At 69.1% G+C, this 19,811-nt stretch carries 19 protein-coding genes and 1 pseudogene; 11 read left to right on the top strand and 9 right to left on the bottom strand.

The window, feature by feature from the left end; genetic code table 11:
* Window positions 1-40: 40 nt before the first annotated feature.
* The 4 genes from ACE7GA_RS09455 (at window position 41) to ACE7GA_RS09440 (ending at window position 2,850) form a co-directional block, all read left to right on the top strand.
* On the top strand, window positions 41-280 hold the full coding sequence (locus tag ACE7GA_RS09455; RefSeq protein WP_376100185.1) for a type II toxin-antitoxin system Phd/YefM family antitoxin: 240 nt from the start codon (window positions 41-43) through the stop codon (window positions 278-280).
* Complete coding sequence (locus ACE7GA_RS09450) at window positions 277-561, top strand: type II toxin-antitoxin system VapC family toxin (protein WP_376098795.1); 285 nt, start codon at window positions 277-279, stop codon at window positions 559-561. Before ACE7GA_RS09455 ends, ACE7GA_RS09450 begins: the two co-directional genes overlap by 4 nt.
* Window positions 562-853: 292 nt before the next feature.
* Window positions 854-1,594, top strand: coding sequence for a hypothetical protein (locus tag ACE7GA_RS09445; RefSeq protein ID WP_376098793.1), 741 nt, complete (start codon window positions 854-856; stop codon window positions 1,592-1,594).
* On the top strand, window positions 1,591-2,850 hold the full coding sequence (locus ACE7GA_RS09440; RefSeq protein WP_376098791.1) for a hypothetical protein: 1,260 nt from the start codon (window positions 1,591-1,593) through the stop codon (window positions 2,848-2,850). The genes ACE7GA_RS09445 and ACE7GA_RS09440 overlap by 4 nt, the downstream gene beginning before the upstream one ends.
* Before the next feature lie 17 nt (window positions 2,851-2,867).
* Here ACE7GA_RS09440 and ACE7GA_RS09435 read toward each other — a convergent pair whose 3' ends face one another.
* Both ACE7GA_RS09435 and ACE7GA_RS09430 read right to left on the bottom strand, forming a co-directional pair.
* Window positions 2,868-3,536, bottom strand: a complete 669-nt coding sequence (locus ACE7GA_RS09435) for a DsbA family oxidoreductase (protein ID WP_376098789.1) — start codon at window positions 3,534-3,536, stop codon at window positions 2,868-2,870.
* A gap of 87 nt (window positions 3,537-3,623) precedes the next feature.
* Complete coding sequence (locus ACE7GA_RS09430; protein ID WP_376098787.1) at window positions 3,624-4,094, bottom strand: MarR family winged helix-turn-helix transcriptional regulator; 471 nt, start codon at window positions 4,092-4,094, stop codon at window positions 3,624-3,626.
* A gap of 124 nt (window positions 4,095-4,218) precedes the next feature.
* Between ACE7GA_RS09430 and ACE7GA_RS09425 the strand changes: the two genes are divergently transcribed.
* The 4 genes from ACE7GA_RS09425 to ACE7GA_RS09410 all read left to right on the top strand — a co-directional run bounded on the left by ACE7GA_RS09425 (window position 4,219) and on the right by ACE7GA_RS09410 (window position 9,021).
* Window positions 4,219-5,226, top strand: coding sequence for a 2,5-dihydroxypyridine 5,6-dioxygenase (locus tag ACE7GA_RS09425; RefSeq protein ID WP_376098785.1), 1,008 nt, complete (start codon window positions 4,219-4,221; stop codon window positions 5,224-5,226).
* 2 nt (window positions 5,227-5,228) lie between these two features.
* Window positions 5,229-6,497, top strand: coding sequence for an acyl-CoA dehydrogenase family protein (locus ACE7GA_RS09420; RefSeq protein ID WP_376098783.1), 1,269 nt, complete (start codon window positions 5,229-5,231; stop codon window positions 6,495-6,497).
* Window positions 6,490-8,496, top strand: coding sequence for a class I adenylate-forming enzyme family protein (locus ACE7GA_RS09415; RefSeq protein ID WP_376098781.1), 2,007 nt, complete (start codon window positions 6,490-6,492; stop codon window positions 8,494-8,496). Before ACE7GA_RS09420 ends, ACE7GA_RS09415 begins: the two co-directional genes overlap by 8 nt.
* 348 nt (window positions 8,497-8,844) lie before the next feature.
* Window positions 8,845-9,021 (top strand): hypothetical protein, encoded by a 177-nt coding sequence (locus tag ACE7GA_RS09410; RefSeq protein ID WP_376098779.1) that lies wholly within the window; start codon window positions 8,845-8,847, stop codon window positions 9,019-9,021.
* Between the two features lie 6 nt (window positions 9,022-9,027).
* Here the strand turns inward: ACE7GA_RS09410 and ACE7GA_RS09405 are convergent, their stop codons facing one another.
* From ACE7GA_RS09405 to pnp, 4 genes are all read right to left on the bottom strand, one after another.
* Complete coding sequence (locus ACE7GA_RS09405; RefSeq protein WP_376098777.1) at window positions 9,028-9,774, bottom strand: SDR family NAD(P)-dependent oxidoreductase; 747 nt, start codon at window positions 9,772-9,774, stop codon at window positions 9,028-9,030.
* On the bottom strand, window positions 9,771-10,754 hold the full coding sequence (locus ACE7GA_RS09400) for a mannonate dehydratase (RefSeq protein WP_376098775.1): 984 nt from the start codon (window positions 10,752-10,754) through the stop codon (window positions 9,771-9,773). The genes ACE7GA_RS09405 and ACE7GA_RS09400 overlap by 4 nt, the downstream gene beginning before the upstream one ends.
* A gap of 99 nt (window positions 10,755-10,853) precedes the next feature.
* Window positions 10,854-12,254: an NAD(P)H-dependent flavin oxidoreductase gene (locus ACE7GA_RS09395; protein ID WP_376098773.1), complete on the bottom strand. Its 1,401-nt coding sequence runs from the start codon at window positions 12,252-12,254 to the stop codon at window positions 10,854-10,856.
* 230 nt (window positions 12,255-12,484) lie between these two features.
* Entirely contained in the window at window positions 12,485-14,713 is a 2,229-nt protein-coding gene (pnp, locus tag ACE7GA_RS09390) for a polyribonucleotide nucleotidyltransferase (protein ID WP_376098771.1), read from the bottom strand.
* 524 nt (window positions 14,714-15,237) lie between these two features.
* Here pnp and ACE7GA_RS09385 point away from each other — a divergent pair.
* The 3 genes and pseudogenes from ACE7GA_RS09385 to ACE7GA_RS09375 form a co-directional block, all read left to right on the top strand.
* Entirely contained in the window at window positions 15,238-15,444 is a 207-nt protein-coding gene (locus ACE7GA_RS09385) for a cold-shock protein (RefSeq protein WP_376098769.1), read from the top strand.
* Between the two features lie 240 nt (window positions 15,445-15,684).
* Entirely contained in the window at window positions 15,685-15,849 is a 165-nt protein-coding gene (locus ACE7GA_RS09380) for a hypothetical protein (RefSeq protein ID WP_376098767.1), read from the top strand.
* Between the two features lie 95 nt (window positions 15,850-15,944).
* Window positions 15,945-16,220 (top strand): annotated as a pseudogene (locus ACE7GA_RS09375) (GNAT family N-acetyltransferase); the annotation flags it as partial.
* 109 nt (window positions 16,221-16,329) lie between these two features.
* On the opposite strand, the gene ACE7GA_RS09370 reads toward ACE7GA_RS09375, so the two are convergent.
* From ACE7GA_RS09370 to ACE7GA_RS09360, 3 genes are all read right to left on the bottom strand, one after another.
* A complete protein-coding gene (locus tag ACE7GA_RS09370; RefSeq protein WP_376098765.1) occupies window positions 16,330-17,073 on the bottom strand; it encodes a PEP-CTERM sorting domain-containing protein in 744 nt (247 codons plus the stop codon).
* Between the two features lie 297 nt (window positions 17,074-17,370).
* Entirely contained in the window at window positions 17,371-19,047 is a 1,677-nt protein-coding gene (locus tag ACE7GA_RS09365; protein ID WP_376098763.1) for a hypothetical protein, read from the bottom strand.
* Complete coding sequence (locus ACE7GA_RS09360; protein WP_376098761.1) at window positions 18,951-19,790, bottom strand: hypothetical protein; 840 nt, start codon at window positions 19,788-19,790, stop codon at window positions 18,951-18,953. Before ACE7GA_RS09360 ends, ACE7GA_RS09365 begins: the two co-directional genes overlap by 97 nt.
* Window positions 19,791-19,811: the final 21 nt, after the last annotated feature.

The raw sequence follows: 19,811 nt of genomic DNA, 5'->3' as shown, positions 1-19,811 counted from the left end.
CGTGGTAGCGATTATGGCTAGGTAGCTAGACAGGTGGAGCATTGAAGTCGCGACGTTCGATGCGAAGAACCGGCTGAGCGCGCTGCTGGATGAGGTCGCGCGTGGGGTCGAGGTGACGATCACGCGGCGGGGCGTGCCAATCGCGAAGCTGGTGCCGGTGGGGCCGACCTTCGACCGGGAGAAGGCGCAGCGGGCGGCGGAGGGGCTGCGGCGGGCGGGCGCGCGGGCGACGCTCGGTGGCCTGCGCATCAAGGATCTGGTGGACGAGGGAAGGTCTTGAGCTTCGTCCTCGACAACTCGGTCGCGCTGGCGTGGTGCTTCGCGGATGAGCCGACGCCGGCGGTGATGGCGTTGCTGGACCGGGTGGCCGAGACGGGGGCGGTTGCGCCGCTGATCTGGCCGTTGGAGGCGATGAACGGGCTACTGGTTGCGGAGCGGCAGAAGCGGTTGGATTCGGCGCTGCGGGCGGAGTTGGTGGGCTTCTTGCGCGAGTTGCCCATTACTCTGGATGGCGAGATGGCTGAGCAGGCGTGGGGCGCGACGCTGAGCTTAGCGCAATGACATGCGCTCTCTACATGTGACGCGGCATATCTGGAGTTAGCACAGCGACGCGGGTTACCGTTGGCAACGCGGGACCGGAGTTTACGGATGGCCGCCGCAAAGCAACGCATCGAACTTCTACAAGCCGACTAAGTCTTCCGGTCTAGATGGCTACCGAACGAAACAGATTCAGAGTGTCGAATGTACAAGCCTGCCAGATCCGTCGTAGTATATTTTCATAATTTTCAATTTATTGCATAGAGCATGGAGAGAGCAGGTGCAGTCCCTCGGCTCGTTCATAAGCGGACTACCCGTGGGTACGAACTCCGCACCATGTCAAATTCACACCACCGAAGGTGTTCATCTTTACAGCATCATCAACGAAGGAAAATTGCTTCCCAGACCTTGTAATGTCTTTGCCGGCGAATCACTGCTATATTTCTTCGCCGGGCGGCCATCATACAAATGGAAGGCTACGGGAGAGGCGTCACTGCATCAGCTTCCTGTCGCTTTTGTCTTCAAACCAATTGAATCCGCAAAAATTCGGCGCGTCTTTCCGTTTGATAGCGGAGCCTTTGTAAGTCAACTTTACCCGTCTTATATGCGGCGTTTCCAATTGAGCGATTTTGAGCTTACGGATGGTCAAGAAAGTATTACGAAGCTCGTCTCAACCTTCTTCGGCAACCAGTCATCTTATCTGTCTGGGCGAGCTAAGTCGGTCGAAACCCTTATAAGCGAATACAGCCTCACGCCGCGTCATGCAGCGATCAGCGCACTTGGTAGGCTGCTTCATGAAACCTACAGCGATAGATTTGACGACCGAAATCGATCAATTGAAGTGCAGGTGGCGCACGAAATACCTCTCGGTTTGGGTCAGTTGCTGGGTGTGGTGATACCACAAGCGTATTTCGACGATGATGACGTTCGTGCGTACTTCGAGGCATTCGCTTGCAATGTAAAACGGTATCGAATGTGGCCACTCAACGTAGAGGGCTACTTCTCGGAAATATACAGCAAGGTTGTTGAAATTTCTGAAGAGTGGGCCACTCCATGAGCGAGGATTACTGGCTAAAGGCAGGTATGCGCCTCACGCGGAAGCGTGAAGAACTATCGTTGCCAGTGTTCACGAAAAGTCATTCCAATTACATGTACATGGCGCAGTCGGATAATCGACTGCTAATTACGGCATTCCTTCAATTTCTCAACGAGTACGGGTATCGTCTGGACTTTGATCTTCCCGCAGAAGTCGTTCAGGAACCGTACAAGATAGGAAGTGAAGCGCCCATCGTCGTCTACACGGAAGGGCGAACACTGGTAGTTCGCGCGTCAAACGTATCGAATTCAATGAATGATCTCAGGTCCAGTGGAGCGAGTGAGGCCTTAATTGCTAATCTGCTAGAAACCGCCGAAATTGCTCGGGCCGGCAGAAGCGAGGTTGTCGCAGCCACGACCAAGCTCGAAATTGCTCTGGATAATCCTGATCTGAATCAAGTCAACCATTCAAAATACTGGGTCGATCTTTTCTGCCAAGCAGTTAAGGAAGCTTCGTATCAACCTGCGTTGGGTGACGCTATTGTACGGGGGAGGCTTGGTGATCTGGCGCGTGAGTGGTTCACGAGGTACTCACTAAGCGCGTCAGCTTCAATCCTCTACCGCATGTTCGACGTGGTCGATACAAACAGTGTGCTGGCGATAAATGACTTAGCTCATATAATGCAGCACACGATTATTTCCAGATTCATGCGCGAAGCCCGCCTGGACCCGCTCCCACCGACGTACACGCGTCTGTCTGATCGATTTGCGGCAAAGTATAGACAGATGAGTACTAGATCCGAAAGTTGGGTCCTTCCCGAGTACGCGGCTGGCAGTTTTAGCCCCATCTCAGTTATCTACGATGGGACTTTTGTCAAGCAGTATACTCGACTCATGTACGCAGATGACGCAAGGAACGATTTTGCATCGAGCTTGGCTATTGCAAGGCTCGCTTACGTCGATGCAGACCTACCAGTGGAGGCGCAGGATAGAGCCCGTTACTTCGCCCGTGAGCGAGAAGAGAAGCTGCGCGAGTATTACGCTGAATACTCTGGGCGCGTGATATCATGGCACACCACTAGCTTGCAGGCCGCAGCTTACGATAGAGACCAGTTCACGCCAAATGACGTCAGATTGAGTTGGGCGAGGAGACACTACAGACAGTTGCTAAATTTAGCGCGGATAAGGAATGTCCGAGATCGCTTTTCTCAAGAAACTCCCGGGCTCGGCCTGGGAACCAGAATTCAAGACTTTTACGCCAACCTAGACTCAATCTGACGCGAGATCGACGGCTTTTAGATCATCCCACCGTAGTTGTGAGCCGCCCCACCGCCTCCCGTAACGCTACCACCGCCTCCGCCGCCGGCTTTGCCCCGTGGATGACGAGGTGGCGGCCCAAAATCACGGCGGGGACGCCGCCAAGGCCCGCGACGCGGGCGATCTCGGCCTCCAGGGCCTCGCGTTCCGCGTCGCCCGCCAGCCACGCGGCGGCGTCGGCGTCGGCCGGCGATGCCGGCGATGGCGGCGAGGGTCACGGGGTCGCCGATGTCGCGGCCCTCCTCGAAGTAGGCGCGGAACAAGGACTCGGCGAGCGTGTCGGCGGCGGCGGGGCCGGCCACCTCCGTCGCCCAGCGGATCAGGCGGTGGCTGCCGCGCGTGTCGGGGGTGCGGGCGATGCGGTCGAAGCGGAAGGCCAGGCCTTCCTTCGCGCCCTCACCGGCGACGCGGGCGTCGAGGGCGGCGGAGCGTTCGGCGCTGCCGAACTTGCGGCGGCGGTATTCGGCGCGCTCGATCCCGCCCGGGGGCATGTCGGGGTTGAGGAGGAAGGGGTGCCAGCGCCTCTCGAAGTGCAGGCCTTCGGCGGCGAGGGTGGCGATGGCGGCATCCAGGCGGCGCTTCCCGATCCAGCACCAGGGGCAGATCGTGTCGGAGACGACGAGGAGGGGGTGCGGGGCGTCGGGCATGGCGGGGGAGGTGGGGTGGCGTCGCCGGCCATTCAGCGGGGCCGTTCAGGAGGGCCGTTCAGGGGGGGGCCGTTCAGCGGGCCCCCTTTACCGGGGATGCGCGAGGAGGCGGCGGAGGGCGTCTTTCAGGTCCTCCCCGATCGGGCCGAGGCGGGTGAGGATTTCGGCCTCATGCGCGCGGGCCGCGGCGAGCATGCCGGCGACGCGGGTGCGGCCGGCGGTCGTGATGGTGACGGTGGTGCGGCGGCGGTCCCCCGGGTCCGCGGTGCGGGCGACGAGGCCGGCGCGCTCCATGCGGTCGAGGAGCTTGGTCATGGTGGGCTGCTGGGTGAGGCAGGCCTCGGCGAGGGTGCCGACGGTGACGCCGGCCGGGCCGGAGAGGGTGGCGAGGACGCGCCATTCGCGGATGGAGAAGCCCATGCGGCGGAGGCGGGCGTGGAACTCGGCGGAGAGGTCTTGGGACGCGCGTGCCAGGAGGTAGAGGAGGTAGTCCTGGATGAAGGAGGCGGCGTCGGCCGGGTCGGCGGGGGCGTCCGGGAAAGCGGCGCGGTGGGGCACGGGGGGAGTGTGCGCCGCGATTCGGTGGTTGCGAAGCGGTGTTTCATGCGTTTTCATGGATTGAGCCTGGGAGGCGGCCCTGCACGACCGGATCGAGCATGAGTGGGTCGAGGCGTTTGCCGAGGTGCTGCGTCTCTGTGCGGTCGCGCCGGGCATGCCGGTGGCGGTGCTGGGGGAGAGCGGGTCGCGGGGGGTGAACCTCGACCTGGCGGAGCTGGCTTGTTTGCGGGTGGGGGCTCGGCCCGTGCGGTGCGTGGTGCCGATGCCGCCGGTGGGGGCGCTGCCGATCCGGTCCACGGGGGCGTCGCGGGCCCTGCGGGGGCATCCCGGGGCGATGGCGTTGCTGGCCGCCTGTCCGGTGGTGCTGGATTTGACCGTCGAGGGGTTGCTGCATGCGCCGGAGTTGCCGGCGATCCTGAAGGCTGGGTCGCGGGTCATGATGGTGTCGGACGAGCATCCGGAGGCGCTGGCGCGGCTGGTGCCTCGGGTGGGGGATGAGGTGCCGGTGAAGGCGGCGGTGAAGCGGCTGCGGGGGGCGCGGGAGATGCGGGTGACCTCGGCCGCCGGCACCGACCTGACGGTTGCGATGGAAGGGGCGGCGACGGCGGGGGTCTGGGGGTGGACGGACCGGCCGGGGACGGTGGCGCATTGGCCCGGCGGGGTGGTGGTGTCGTTTCCTCGGGCGGGGTCGGTGCGGGGGGTGGTCGTGCTGGATGCGGGGGACATCAACCTGACGTTCAAGCGGTACCTGGAGGCGCCGGTGCGGCTGGTGATCGAGGAGGATCATGTCGTGGCGGTCGAGGGGGCCGGGACGGATGCGGAGGTGATGCGGCGGTATCTCGCGGCCTTTGCGGAGGTGGAGGGGTCTCGGGCGGCCTATGCGGTGTCGCATGTGGGGTGGGGGCTGAATCCGCGGGCGCGGTGGGAGGCCCTGGCGATGTATGGGCGGCGGGATACGAACGGGACGGAGCTGCGCTGCGCGGCGGGGAACTTCCTGTTCTCGACGGGGGCGAACGAGTTCGCGGGGCGGTTTACGGAGGGGCATTTCGACCTGCCGGTCCGGGGCTGCACGATCATGCTGGATGGTGAGGTTGTCGTGCGGGACGGGGTTCCCGTGCACGAGGGAGGCTGACCATGGATGCTTTGCCTGCCGGCGTTGCGACGGATGCGCCGATCTTCGAGCCGCGGGCGTGGCGGTTGGGGGCGCGGGAGGCGGAGATCGTGGGGCGGGCGCGGGAGTTTGCGGGGCGCGTACTGGCGCCGCGTGCCGCGCGGTGGGACCGGGAGGCGGCGTTTCCCGCGGAGAATTATGCGGACATGGCGCGGGAGGGGTGGCTCGCGATCTGCGTGCCGGAGGAGGAGGGGGGGATGGGGGCGGATTTCCGGACCTATTGCCTCGCTGCGGCGGAGTTCGGGCGGGCCTGCGGGGCGACGGCGCTGACGTGGAACATGCACGTGTGCTCGACGCTGTGGACCGGGCCGCTCACGGATGATCTGGAGATGGAGGAGGGCGCGCGGGCGGCGCATCGGGTGCGGCGGGCGCGGCAGTTCGCGCAGATCGTGCGGGAGGGGGCGGTGTACTCGCAGCCCTTCTCGGAGGGCGGGGCGGCGGCGGCGGGTGGGGCGGCCTTCGGGACCACGGCGCGGCGGGTCGAGGGCGGGTTCGTCGTCAACGGGAAGAAGATCTTTGCCTCGCTGTCGGGGCATGCGGATCACTACGGCATCCTCGCCACCGAGGATCGGGGGGATGGGAAGCCGTCGCGGCGGGATACGCTGTACCTGGGCGTTCCGGCGAAGGCGGCGGGGGTGTCCGTCGTGGGGGAATGGGATCCGCTGGGGATGCGGGGGACGGTCAGCCGGACGCTGATCTTTCAGGACGTCTTCGTGCCGGAGGATTCGCTGCTGATGCCGGAGGGCGCCTACGCGCAGGCGGCGATCCGGTGGCCGCACATGTTCCTGACCCTGTCGCCGACCTACATGGGGCTGGCGCAGGCGGCGTATGATTTCTGCGTCCGCTACCTGCGCGGGGAACAGCCGGGGACGCCGCCGGTGAAGCGGCGGATGTACCCGACGAAGCAGATCGCGGTGGCGCAGATGCGGGTGATGCTGGAAGCCACGAAGGCGCTGTGGTTCCAGGCGGTGTCGGAGGCGGGACCGGATCCGTCGAAGGATTCCGTCCTGCGGGCTTGGGCGGCACAGCACGCGGTGATGGAGAATGCGCATGCGATCGCGTCGCTCGCGGTGCGGACCTGTGGGGGGCAGGCGATGCTGAAGACCCTTCCGCTGGAACGGATCTTCCGCGATAGCCGCTGCGGCGCGCTGATGTTGCCCTGGACGGCGGAGCTCTGCCTGGACCGCATCGGGCGCGACGCGTTGTACGAACGGGGCGAGACGAATGACTGACGACGCGTCGGGCGCTCCGGTGGGGCCGGGCCTCGCGGGTGCGGCGCGGGAGCAGGCGGGCCGGGAGACGTCGCAGCCCGGCGGCGCGGGCGTCGTGAGGCCGGACGTGCTGCTGGCGGGCCGGGACGTGGCGGGGCGCGAGGGGATGGACGCCGCGCGGCCGGACGAGGAGGCGGCCGACCCGCGGGGCGCCGTGCGCGAGGGTATCGTCGGGGCGCGGCCAGGCGACGAGCCGGCAGACACGGTGACGGCGGAGCGCGAGGGGATGGGCATCGCGCGGCCGGGCGCCGAGGCGGCGGCCGAGGGGATGAGCCTCGAAGAGGCGGCTGCGAAGGGCTTGCGGGGCTTGGCGCGGCTGCTGGCGGAGAAGGAGCCGCCGCGGCCCGTGCCCGCGCCGTTGCCGAGCGCGCTGCCGAGATTGCCGCCGGCGATGGCGGATGCCTCGCTCGGGCCGCTGATCGGGTTCCTTTCCGTCGAGACAGCGCCGGAGGCGCCGCCTGCGCCGCCGCGCGATCCGGCGCGGGCCGCTGCGTTTCCGCCGGTCTGGACGTGGCCCGGGCTGCACCGGCCCGACGAGGCGGCGCTGCGGCATGAGGGCGGGGTGCTGTCCTTCGGCGCGCTCGACGGCCTGGCGCGCGACATGGCGGCGGCGCTGCGGGCGCGGGGGGTCCGGCGCGGGGATCGCGTGGGGTATCTGGGGTTCAACCATCCGGCGCAGCTCGTCGTGCTGTTCGCGCTGGCGCGGCTGGGGGCCGCGATGCTGCCGCTGAACTGGCGGCTGGCGGCGGAGGAGCAGGCCTGGATCCTGCGCGATGCCGGCGTGCGGCTGCTGGTCGCGCCGCGGTCGCATCGCGATGCGGCGCGGGGGCTCGCGCCGGAGGGCGTGAACGCGGGCGACTTCGTGATGGACCCGACGGAGCCGCTACCGCAGCGGCAGGCGGGCATCACGGTGGGCGATGCATCCGACCCGCTGCTGGTCGTCTACACCTCGGGCACGACGGGGCGGCCGAAGGGAGCTGTGCTGGACGGCGCGGCGGTCGCGGCCAATGCGCGCAACGCCGCTTCGGTCTTCGGGCTGACGGCGGAGGATCACGTGCTGACGGTGCTGCCGATGTTCCATGTCGGCGGGCTGAACATCCAGACGCTGCCGGCGCTGTCCGTCGGTGCGACGGTCACGCTGCATTCGCGCTTCGACGCGGAGGCCTGGTTCGACGCGGTGGAGCGGGAGCGGCCCTCGCTGACGCTGCTGGTGCCGGCGGTGATGAGCGCGCTGATCCGGCATCCGCGCTGGGCGGAGGCGGACCTTTCGTCGCTGCGCGCGGTCGCGGCGGGGTCGTCGGACCTTCCGGCGCGGGCAGTGCAGGCGTTCCTGGCGCGCGGGATGCCCGTGCAGAACGTCTATGGCGCGACGGAGACGGCGCCGATCGCGATCGCGCAGGATGAGCGTGACGCCCTGGCGGCGCCGGGCGCGTTGGGTTTCCCGGCGCCGCTGACGGAAGCCGTCGCGGTGGACGCGGAAGGGCGGGCCGTCGCGCCGGGCGTCGCGGGGGAAATCGCGGTGCGCGGGCCCAACGTCATGCTGGGGTATTGGCGCGACGGGGCGGTGGACGCGTCCGCGCTGGCCGATGGCTGGTTCCGCACCGGCGACACGGCGATGCGCGACGAGGCCGGGCGGTTCCACCATGTCGGGCGGCTGAACAACGTCATCATCTCCGGCGGGGAAAACGTCTATCCTGCGGAAGTCGAGCGCGTGCTGGTCGATGCGCCGGGGATCGCGGAGGGCGCGGTCTGCGGCGTGCCGCATCCGCAATGGGGGGAGGTTCCGGTGGCCGTCGTCGTCCCCGGCGAGGGCTACGATCCGGAGGCGGTGCTGCGGCACTTCGAGGGGAAGCTCGCGCGCTACAAGCAGCCGCATCACGTCGTCACGGTGACGGACCTGCCGCGCACGGCACTGGGGAAGGTGGACCTGCCGGCGCTGCGGGCGCTGGCGGTGTCGTAGTTGCCGGCCTCGTGCGGACGGCGCATCCGGTCAGCGCTCCTTCTATTCTGCTACCGCGATGCAGGATGACCCCTACTGGACGAACATTGTTGGCTGGTCGGCGACCCGGGCCGACCTGCCTCGCCGCTTGCAGCAGGGCGAAGACGTGCGAGGGATCGACTGGCCCAATCTGATCGGGAGGTAGAGGGCGTAGGAGCGTCCGAGTTGCGCGAGGCTCGCACCCTGCTCCGCAAAGCTCTTGATGGAGCGCTTCGTGTCGCGGGTGGGCCTGAGCATCCGAGCCGAAGCGCTTGGCTCGACGACATCGGCGTCGCCCTGGGTGACGCGAGGTACTGCACGGAGGAGGGGATGGCCGCTCGCATCGATCTGAGCCTCATCCTGTCCGAAGCCCGTGAGGACCTGGACCTGTCCGACATGCCAACGCCAGGTCGTCCGCTTCCGACGGGCATTCGGCTCGAGGCGCGAGAAATCTGGGAGCGCCGCGTGTTGGCGCAGGACCTGCTGACGCGCCTCACCGGACCATAATGCGCGTCACGCGCGGAGGGAGTTCCCGCCCTCGACCGCCAGAACCGTGCCGGTGATGTAGGAGGCGCGCGAGGAGCAGAGGAACATGACGGCATTCGCCGCGTCCTCCGGTGCGGTGAGGCGGCCGAGGGGGATGCTGGCGGTCGTGGTGCGGATGTGTTCCTCGGAGAGCGGGGTGACCTCGGAGCCCGCGGCGAAGCCGGGTTCGACGAGGTTCACGCGGATGCCGTGCTCGGCGAGTTCGAGGGCGAAGCCCTTGGTGAGGCGTTCGAGGGTGGTCTTGGAGGTGCAGTAGAGGACGCGGGAGGGGCGCATCTTCCGCGAGGCGCCGGAGCCGATGTTGACGATGTTGCCGCGGACGCCCTGCGCCATCATCAGCCGGCCCATGTCGCGGGCGATGAGGAAGGGCGCGCGGCAGTTGATGCCGAACATCGCGTCGTAGTCGGCGGCCTCGGTCTCGAGCAGCGGCTTGCCGGGGTAGATGCCCGCGTTGTTCAGGACGATGTCGGGTGCGCCCCATTCGCGCGCGACGGTCGCGGCGAGGTCGGCGATGGAGGCGTCGTCCAGCAGTTCGGTGGCGTGGGTCAGGGTGTCGCGCAGGCTGAGGTCGGCGACCGTCCGGGTGAGCGCGTCGGGGCGGTTGTCGGAGAGGAGGAGGCGCGCGCCGGCCTTCGCGAAGGCCGCCGCTAACCAGCGCCCGTAGATGCCGGCGGCGCCGGTGATGAGGACGCGCTTGCCGTCGAACTCGCTCATGCCCGCTTTTCCGCCTTCAGCGCCTGCAGAAGGGCCACGATGTAGCCGTAGCAGAAGGCGAATGCGACGCCCTGCGGGTCGCGGCCGCTGATCTTCGGGACGTGGTCGGGCATCAGCATGTACGCGTAGCCGACGTCGTCGAGGATGCGGACGGCCTGCACCATGTCCATGTCGCCTTCCTCGGGGAAGGTCTCCATGAAGCTCAGCTTGCGTCCCCGGATGTTGCGGAAGTGGATGTTGAACAGCTTTCCCCGCTCGCCGAACCAGCGAATGACGTCGCCGACCTCGCGCGCCGGGTCGTCCAGCATCTCGCCGACGGTGCCGATGCAGAAGTTCAGGCCGTGATACGGGCTCTCCCGCAGTCCGACGAAGCGCTTCAGGCCCTCGACGGTGCCGAGGACGCGCGTCACGCCGCGAAAGCCCGGCGGGGTGTAGGGGTCGTGCGGGTGGCAGGCCAGGCGGATGCGGTTGGCGTCCGCGACGGGGACGACGCGTTCGAGGAAGTGGTCGATACGGGCCCAGTTCTCTTCTTCCGGCAGCACGCCGGCGATGGTGGGCGGTGCGGCCTGGTCGGCGCGGTCCCAGCGGAAGGACTCGTTGAGCGACCCGCCGCGGCCCGCTTCGAGCGGGGTGCGGGGGATGCCGATGATGTTCAGGTTGTACTTCGCGGCGGGAATGCCGGCGCGGGAGAGGTTTTCGATCAGGCGGCAGATGGAATCGATCTGGCGGTCGCGCTCCGGGCCCGCGGTCAGGATGTCCGGGGACTGCGATTCATCGATGGGGCGGGAGGACAGGGGCAGTTGCACCATGTCCAGCGTGAGGCCGAAGGATTCGACGTGCTCACGGTGGCGCAGCAGGATTTCGAGCGTCCAGTCGTGGGGGTTGCCGGGCGGGTCGGCGCAGACATGGGTGACGCCGAGCTGCGCGAAGACGCGGTAGTCGTCGTCGTCCCGCGCCGGGACCTGCGTGCCGACGTACATCCTGTTTCCCCCCGAACGCGGTGCGGGGCCGGGAAGTGCCCTTCCCGGCCCCGCATCGTCATTCCAGGGCGCGAGGCGCCCGGGGGCAAGACCGGCGGGTCAGCGCCCCGTCACGATCCGGCCGACGAGTTCCCGCACGGTGGGAATGAACCCGTTGGAGTAGAACGGGTCCTGCGCGAAGCGGTACGCGTTGTGGCCGGCGAACATGAGGTTCCGCTCGGTGTCGCCGCCATGGGCGATGTCCTGCAACGTCTTCTGGATGCAGAAGGAACGCGGGTCCGCCTTCTTGCCGTTCGAGTGGTCTTCCGAATGCTGCGACCAGTTGGAGAAGCGGCACTGCGACAGGCAGCCCATGCAGTCCACCTGGTCCTTCAGGATGGCGCTGGATTCCTCGCGCGTGACGAAGATAAGGGTCTCGTCCGGGGTGCGCATGGCCTCGGTGAAGCCGTCGGCTTCCCATTGGTGCACGCGGTCAAGGTCGGCGGAGACGAGGTAGACCGGGCGCTTGCGCGGCCCGACGCCGTAGGTGACGGCGTGCTCGCCCATGGGTTCGGTCGAATAGGCGACCTGGCGGGCGGAGCGGCCCTCCAGTTCCATCAGAAAGTCGTTGCGGACGGCGCTGCTGTAGAAGCCGGTCGGGGAGAAGTTCTGGAGCGACACGTCGCCCGGCTTCAGGCCCAGCAGGCGCTGCTTCCAGGAATCGGGGATCGGGCTTTCGCGCGTCACGAGGGGGCGGGTGCCGAACTGGAAGGCGATCGGGCCCAGTTCGGGGTTGTCGATCCAGTCCTGCCATTCCTCCAGCCACCAGACGCCGCCGGCCATGATGATGGGGACCTCGCCCAGGCCGAACTCGCGCATCTGCTGGCGGAGCTTGAGGACGCGGGGGTAGGGGTCCTCGGGGCGCCGCGGGTCCTCGGAGTTGGAGAGGCCGTTATGGCCGCCGGCGAGCCAGGGGTCCTCGTAGACCACGCCGCCGAGCCATTCGGAAGCCTTGGAGTAGGCGCGCTTCCAAAGGGCGTTGAAGGCGCGGGCGGAGGAGACGATGGGGTAGACGTGCACGCCGTATTCGCGCGCGATGTCCGCGAGCTTGTAGGGCATGCCGGCGCCGCAGGTGACGCCGTGGACGATCCCCTTGGCGCCGTCGAGGATGCCACGGATCACGCGCTCGGCCCCGCCCATCTCCCAGAGGATGTTGGCGTGGATGCGGCCCTGGCCGCCGGCGCGCTCGTGGGCCTCCTTCGCCTGGGCGATGCCGCCGGCGATGCCGTAGGCCACCAGTTCCTCATGCCGCTCCCGCCGGGTGCGGCCGTGGTAGAGCTGGGGGATGACGCGGCCGCCCGCGTCGTAGCTGTCGGCGTTGACGGCGGAGAAGGTGCCGATGCCGCCCTCCGCGGCCCATTCGCCGCAGGACGCACCGTTGGAGGCGGACACGCCTTTGCCGCCCTCGACGAGCGGCAGGACTTCGACACCGCCCATGCGGATGGGATTGATCGCCTTCACGGTCTGTTCGTGCCTTGTCCCCGACGTCCCGGGCATCGTGTCACCGGGCTGACATGTTCGGAAATATATGGCCGCGCGTCGGCTGCGGGAACAGGGAAGGCCCCCCATCGTTCCGCCTCCACGCCGCGACGGATCAACCGCCTTTGATGACGGCACCCGAGCCAGGGAAGGCCCGGGCGGTGCCGGCCCGGCCGGGGGAGTTGGTCCCCCGCCCAGGCCGGCGGTTCGGGTCAGTCGCGGCGGGGGCGGCGCTCGCCGCCCCGGTCACGGTCGCCGCCCCGGTCGCTGCGGTCGCGGCGGCCTTCGCCGCCCTCGCCCTCACCCTCGGCGCGGGGGCGGCGGGCGCCGACCTGCTCCGTGATGTCGGCGCCGGTCGCCTGGTCCACGACGCGCATGGACAGCTTGACCTTGCCGCGGTCGTCGAAGCCGATGACCTTCACGCGCACCTTGTCGCCGACAGAGACGACGTCGGAGGTCTTCGACACCCGCTCGTTGTTCAGCTCGGAGATGTGGACGAGGCCGTCCTTGCTGCCGAGGAAGTTCACGAAGGCGCCGAAATCCGCGACCTTCACGACCGTGCCGGTGTAGATCGCGCCGACCTCGGCCTCCGCGGTGATGCCGCGGATGATGTCGATCGCGTTCTGCGTCGCTTCCGTGCTGCTGGACGCGATCTTGATCGTGCCGTCGTCCTCGATGTCGATCTTCGTGCCGGTCCGCTCGACGATGTCGCGGATCACCTTGCCGCCGGTGCCGATGACCTCGCGGATCTTCTCCTTCGGCACGGTGATGACGGTGATGCGCGGCGCGGTCACCGCGACGTCGCTGCGGGAGCCCGACAGGCCCTTCGCCATCTCGCCGAGGATGTGGACGCGGCCGTCACGCGCCTGGTCGAGCGCGGTCTTCATGATGTCGAAGGTGATGGACGTGATCTTGATGTCCATCTGCAGGGCGGTGATGCCCTGCTCGGTGCCCGCGACCTTGAAGTCCATGTCGCCGAGGTGGTCCTCGTCGCCGAGGATGTCGGAGAGCACGGCGAAGCCGCGGTCCTCCTTGATCAGGCCCATCGCGATGCCGGCGCAGGGGCGCACGAGCGGCGCGCCGGCGTCCATGAGCGAAAGGGAGGTGCCGCAGACGGTGGCCATGGAGGAGGAGCCGTTGGACTCCGTGATCTCCGACACGACGCGGATCGTGTAGGGGAACTGCTCCTTCGGGGGCAGCAGCGGATGGATGGCGCGCCAGGCCAGCTTGCCGTGCCCGACCTCGCGGCGGCCCGGGGAGCCCATGCGGCCCGTTTCGTTCACGGAGTAGGGCGGGAAGTTGTAGTGCAGCATGAAGTCCTCCCGGTATTCACCGGCGAGGGCGTCGATGATCTGCTCGTCCTGGCCCGTGCCGAGGGTCGCGACGCAGAGCGCCTGCGTCTCGCCGCGGGTGAAGAGGGCGGAGCCGTGGGCGCGCGGCAGGATGCCGACCTCCGCCACGATCGGGCGGACGGTCTTCGTGTCGCGGCCGTCGATGCGGATGCCCGTGTCGAGGATGTTGCCGCGGACGACGTCGGCCTCGAGGTCCTTCATCAGGCCCTTGGCGGCGGAGGCGTCGATGCCCTCGGCCTCCAGCTTCGCGGCGATGTCCTTCTTGACCGCGGAGACCTTGCCCTGGCGGACGAGCTTCTGCGTCTCCTTGTAGGCCTCGGCCATCGCGGCGCGGCCGAGTTCGGAGATCTTCGCCTTCAGCGCGGCCTCGGCCTCGGAGGGCTCCGGCATCGGCCAGGCGTCCTTCGCGGCGCGCTCGGCCAGTTCGATGATGCCCTGGATCACCGGCTGGAAGGCGGCGTGGCCGAACCGCACGGCGCCGAGCATCACGTCCTCGGTCAGTTCCTTCGCCTCGGATTCGACCATCAGCACGCCCTCGGCGGTGCCGGCGACGATGAGGTCGAGCTCGCTCGTCTTGATCTGCTCGATCGTGGGATTGAGGATGTACTCGCCCGCGGCGTAGCCGACGCGCGCGCCGGCGATCGGGCCGAAGAAGGGGATGCCCGAGAGCGTCAGGGCAGCGGAGCAGCCGACCATCGCGACGATGTCCGGCGAGTTCTCGAGGTCATGCGACAGGACCGTCGCGACGACCTGCACCTCGTTCCGGAATCCATCGGGGAAGAGGGGGCGGATCGGGCGGTCGATGAGGCGGGAGATGAGGGTCTCGGCCTCGGAAGGCCGGCCTTCACGCTTGAAGAAGCCGCCGGGAATCTTGCCCGCGGCGTAGGTCTTCTCCTGGTAGTTCACGGTCAGCGGGAAGAAGTCCTGGCCGGGCTTCACGCCCCGCGCGCCGACGGCGGTGCAGAGGACGATCGTGTCGCCGAGGCGGGCGAGCACGGCGCCGTCGGCCTGGCGGGCGATCTTGCCCGTCTCCAGCGTCAGGGTCTTGCCGCCCCAGGGGATGTCCTTGCGGAAATAGGATTCGAACATGCATGCGTCCTGTCGCCCCGCGCGGCGCCCGGAACGATTCCGGGGCCGGCGGGGTGTGGGTGCGCGCGCGTGGGATGAAGGGGGTGTCCGCCTGCCCCCGTTCCCCCGGGTGACCCGGGTGGGGATGCCCGGCGTCTCGGGCGGCATGGGGTCCGCCCGCCCTCTCTCTCGAAAGGTCCCGCGGGTCGGGGGTCCATGTGGCCGGAAACGCCGCGGCGCGGTGGTTCCTGTCAGCCCACCGCCTGCGCGGAGGGCGGGCAGACCTGAGAAGGACTGCCCGGCGCGCCCCATATGCCCGGCCGGACCGCGGAACGCCAGCGGTTTCGCGGAATCGTCAGGACCCGCGCCACCGCTTCCGGTTGTAAGCGGCGCGGAAAAGGCCCACCTTCGGGTGGCCAGTTCATGGTCCGGCGGCGTTTCCGCACCCCCTCACCGGGGCCCGGGCCTGCATCACCCAGATCCTGGATCGGCAGCCCCGTGCGAACCCGCGCGGGGTTCCTCGTTCGACGAAAGACTAGACGACCATGGCGACCGGTACTGTGAAGTGGTTCAACGCGACCAAGGGCTACGGCTTCATCGGCCCCGATGACGGCTCGAAGGACGTGTTCGTCCACATCTCCGACGTTCAGCGCGCCGGCCTGCAGGGATTGAACGAAGGGGAGAAGGTCTCCTACGACGTCCAGCAGGATCAGCGCGGCAAGCTCTCGGCGAGCAATCTCCAGAAGGCCTGAGGCCTTTCCGGGAGGGTGACACCCCTCCCCGGCCGGAGACGGCCTGCCTACCCCGCCCCGCCCGACCCTTCCGTGTGAGGTCGCGGGGCGGACCACCCCTTCCCGTCCGGTCGGCGCCGAGATGGTGTCACGACCGGGTCACGCATCCGACACGGGTCCGCCGCGTTGCGGCAGGACACTCGGACCATGACGGGAAGACGCCGGCACCGCGTGACGCGCGGGCGGCCACTCAGGAACAAGATGAACAAGTCTATCGTACTCGATACTCACCACGCCTTCCGCGCGGATACGGCGGAAGCGAACAGGACGGCGATGAACCGTTCTTCGAACGGAGACGCCTCGCCGCAGGGCGGCGTCTTCACCCAGGAGGAGCTGCGCGACCTCGTCCTGCATTGGATGGGGTGATGGCAACGGGCCGGTCCTGACCTGACCAGGCCCGGGTTGCGCGAGCTCTAGGGTGGGCGGTGGCCGTTCCGGGCCACCGCACGCGTGGTACGGAAATGCCCGTGATCACGATCCGCTCCTTCGTCGAGGCCGATGCCGCGTCCCTGGCGGGTCTCATGCGCGAGATGGCCGAGGCGTACGGTGCGCGGGTCGCGCCCGAACGCCGCGTCGCGGACGAGATCATCGGGCAGGCGCACTCGCTCGATATTCTGGTCGCCCACCGCGGCGGGGCCATCGTGGGGTTCGCGACCTTCGCGCCCCTCCTCCCTGTCGCGGACCTCGCGCCGTTTCTCCTCGTGCAGCAGGTCTACGTCGCCGCGGCTGCCCGTCGCGAGGGCGTGGCGCGGCACCTCGTGGCGGCGGTGGCGCGGGTCGCCCTCGCGCGCGGGCTGAACGGGTCGAGTGGTCCACCGCGGCATCGAACGCCGCGTCCCCGGCGCTCTACGACGGTCTCGGCGCGATCGGTTCCGAGAAGATGCATGACGTCCTTTCCGGCGAGGCGCTCGCAGCACTGGTTGGCGAACCGGGGCTGGAGCGGGATCCGGCCTGACGCTGGTCCCTTCGCCGATCTCGCCGGCGGAAGAACCCGAGCCCCAGAAGTCCGGCACCGAAGAGGACGACCGATGCGGGCTCGGGGACGGCCTGGAGGCGGGAATGGGTCCAGACGCCCGAGAAGGTGCACCTCGGCAGGTCGTTCAGGTCTCCAAAGCAGGGGAGGACCGTGTCGCTCGTGAGGGCTCCGGACGCCGTCGCTCCCACCCCCGAGAGGAGGGTGCTGTTAAGGCTGCCACGGTAGTCCACGTCGCTGGACGTGACGTCACCGACGTCGTTGAAACTGAAGCCGAACGAGGCGTTGCCGTATACGTAGTCCGGCGTGGCGACTTCGAGGTCACCCGTCCCGAAGAGCTGGAAGCGGACGAGCCCTTCGACGTCCCCGCCGTAGTAAGGCGGATCGCGGCAGACATTGTTGCCCCCACATAGCAGGCTGAGGCCGAACCCGCCCGATCGCACGGCCGCGTCCTTCAGTTCGAGCGTGAGCGTGACGTTCGGGCCCGGGTAGCCGTCATCCGGATCCGCGTAGCTGCGGGACGTCGTGGTGAAGGTGTAGATCACGGAAGCCTGCGCGGCCGGTGCCGCAACGACGACCGTCAGCGCGGCGGTGGTCAGGAGCCTTGAGATGTCCATGACGTCTCCCCGGCGCAGCACGGAGCGCTTACGCGCAGCAACGCCGGCTCGGTCGTGACGCGTCAATTCACGTCGCAGGGACCTGCCCGAGGTTGCGTGAAGGTGCGTAGGACGCGGGCGCGGCTTCTGCCGCAATAAGGGCGTTCGCAATAAGGGCGGGTTGCCCCGGCCGTGCTCGTATTTCGGCGGGATCGCGAGGCGGTTCTCCGCGCCGAGTTCGCGCGCGGACGGGCCGGTAGAGGTCGCGCAGCACCGCGCGGGCCGGGATGACGGGGTCGGCCTTGCCCGCCGCGCGGATCACGGGGAGCCCACGGTGCCGTCGCGGCGGAAGCGGGCGAGTTCTGCGCTGTTCAGGCCCGCCGCGTCGGACCGGAAGTTCCATGTCCGGATGTCTCCCCGGGCACCTCCGCTGAGCGACCAGGAGAGTTCGGCGCCTGCGCCGCTCGCGCCAGGGCCGAGGCTGAAGACATAGAGGTCGCGGCGGACCGGGCCGGCGCCCGTCCCGCAGAACTCCTCCACGAACTCCGCCACGCCCTCGTTGGCCCGCACGCCGCGGACCTCCGTCAGGGCGCCGATCGGGGAGGCGACGAAGTCCAGCGCGCCGGGGCGGCGTGGCTGGAGCCTCACCGGCCCAGGCCGCGGGTCGCAACGGGGCACGGAGGCGGGGTCGCGGTCCGGGTCGCTCAGGATCTGCACCACCGCAATCCGTAGGCCGTGGTGCCAGCCGCGGTCGCGGTAGGCGGCCTCCAGCGCGCGGACCGCGGCGCGGGCGCCGAGCGTGCCGAGGTTGTCCGTGTAGCCGCCATCCACGATCTGCCCCACCGGCCCCGCGCCGCCCGGCCCTGCCAGCAGCCCCGGCGCGGAGATGTAGGGGAAGCGCGCGGAGTTCGAGGCGGCGACGGAGAGCGGAATGTCGCGCCCGAGCACGGCGAGGGCATCCACCGCGCCGGATGCAGGGGGCAGCCGCGGCGCCGCCGTCACGACGGGGTTGCCGCTTTCCTGATGCGTGCCCGTCGTGATCACGACGGGGATCGCCGGCCGCGCCGCGAACGGACCGGACGTGGCGGGACCGGGCGTGGTGGGACCCGGCGCGCCGGGCGCCGATGCTTGGGGCGCCGATGCCCCGGGTGCCGATCCAGCGGGCGCCGGAGCGTCAGGGAAGGTGCGTCGCACGAGGCCGCCGAGGAGCGTGCCCGCGTCTTCGCGGACCATCGCTTCCTCCCAGGAGCGCTCCAGCCAGCCAGTCCGCTCCACCGGGCGCCAGCCCAGCGCCGAGGAGACGAGCCCGGCCGGGAAGGCGAGGCGCCAGTAGGCGTCGCTGAAAAGCATGCCCGCGAGCGGTGCGGCGAGGTGGTCGCGCCCGAGCGCCTCGTAGAGCGCGTCGTGGCGCGTTGCGGGCTGCGGCGCGCGGCCCTCGATGCCCCGGCAGCCCGCGCCGTCCCGGGCGAGGGAGGCGGCATAGGCGGCGACGCCCAGCGCGCCGCCGCTCACCCCGCTGAGGGCGAAGAGCTGCCGCGCCGGGTCGAGATCTGCGCCTTCCGCCACTTTCCCGTCCGGGTCGATTCCTTCGAGTCTGCGCATGACCGAGGCCGTCCAGAGGGCGGCCCGGCTGGCCCCGCCCGCCGAGGCCACGACGACGGCGCGGACCGGCCCGTCGCCCGCGCGGGCGCAGTGCTCCAGCCAGGCGCTGGCCGCCTGCTCAAGGGTCGGGCGGCCGGACGCGGCCCCTTCCGGCAGGGGCGGCGTCCGGCGGTCATCGCGCACGACCGTGTTGAGCGTGATGCCGCCCGCGCCGACGAGCAGCGCGGCCCAGATCGCGAGGGCGGGCCAGCCCGTCTTCACGTGCACCAGCGTCGTCACGAGCGTGACGAAGGCCATCAGCCCCGCCAGCCCGAGGAGGGCGACGGGCGCGGCGCCGATCGCCTGGAGGGCGGGGATCGGGGCCCGCGGGAAGAGGAGCGCGCCCCCGACCATGGCGGCCAGGACCGCCAGGACTCCCAGACGAAGCGGGGATGGAACGGAAAGGCGCGTTCCACCTGTTCCCGGAGCGACGGGCGCGCGGGCGCATCACCTTGCCCATGCACCGGCGCCGGGTCGCGCCAGGGCGGGTGGTGGGGCGGCGCGTCGATCTCCTCGTCGTGGACGAAGAGCATCCGCAGCCACGGCGACCTCACCCCGCGGCGATTCCAGGCGAGCCCGACGAGGGCCACGGCGACGGCGACGGTCCCGGCGAGCAGGAGGACGAGGCGTCCCGTCCCGAACGCCTCCGTCCGCGCGAGGACGGTCCCCAGGACGGCGATCGGCGGCAGCACGGCCATGACCCGGGGCAGCGCCGTCTCGGTCGCGCCCCGCGGCGCGCCCTTCCAGGTGCGGCGCACCCGGGCAAGGTTGATGACCCAGCGCGTCCAGAACCAGGCGGAGACGCCGCTGAGGAAGAGCGCGACGAAGAACACGGGCACCTTCAGGATGGTATCCGTGCCGACAAGGAGATCGCGGGTCTGGGGTGGCACCGCGAGGGCGATGGTGCCGACGAGGCCCACGATGACCGGCACCCGCGCTTCCCAGATCCGCCGCCAATGCGGTCCCAGCCAGGCGAGGATTCCCGCGACGGCGGCGGCCCCGACCGTCGCGCCGAGGAGCACGATGTCGGGCCAGGCGGCGAGGGCTGAGATGCCGGCGAAGACGGCCAGGAACGCGAGGACCCGCAGCAACCGCATCCCCGGAGGGTCGCGGGGCCG

This window comes from Roseomonas sp. CCTCC AB2023176 (genome assembly GCF_042259275.1).
In the GTDB taxonomy this organism is placed as follows: domain Bacteria; phylum Pseudomonadota; class Alphaproteobacteria; order Acetobacterales; family Acetobacteraceae; genus Roseomonas.
This window is presented reverse-complemented; position numbering and strand designations above follow the sequence as displayed.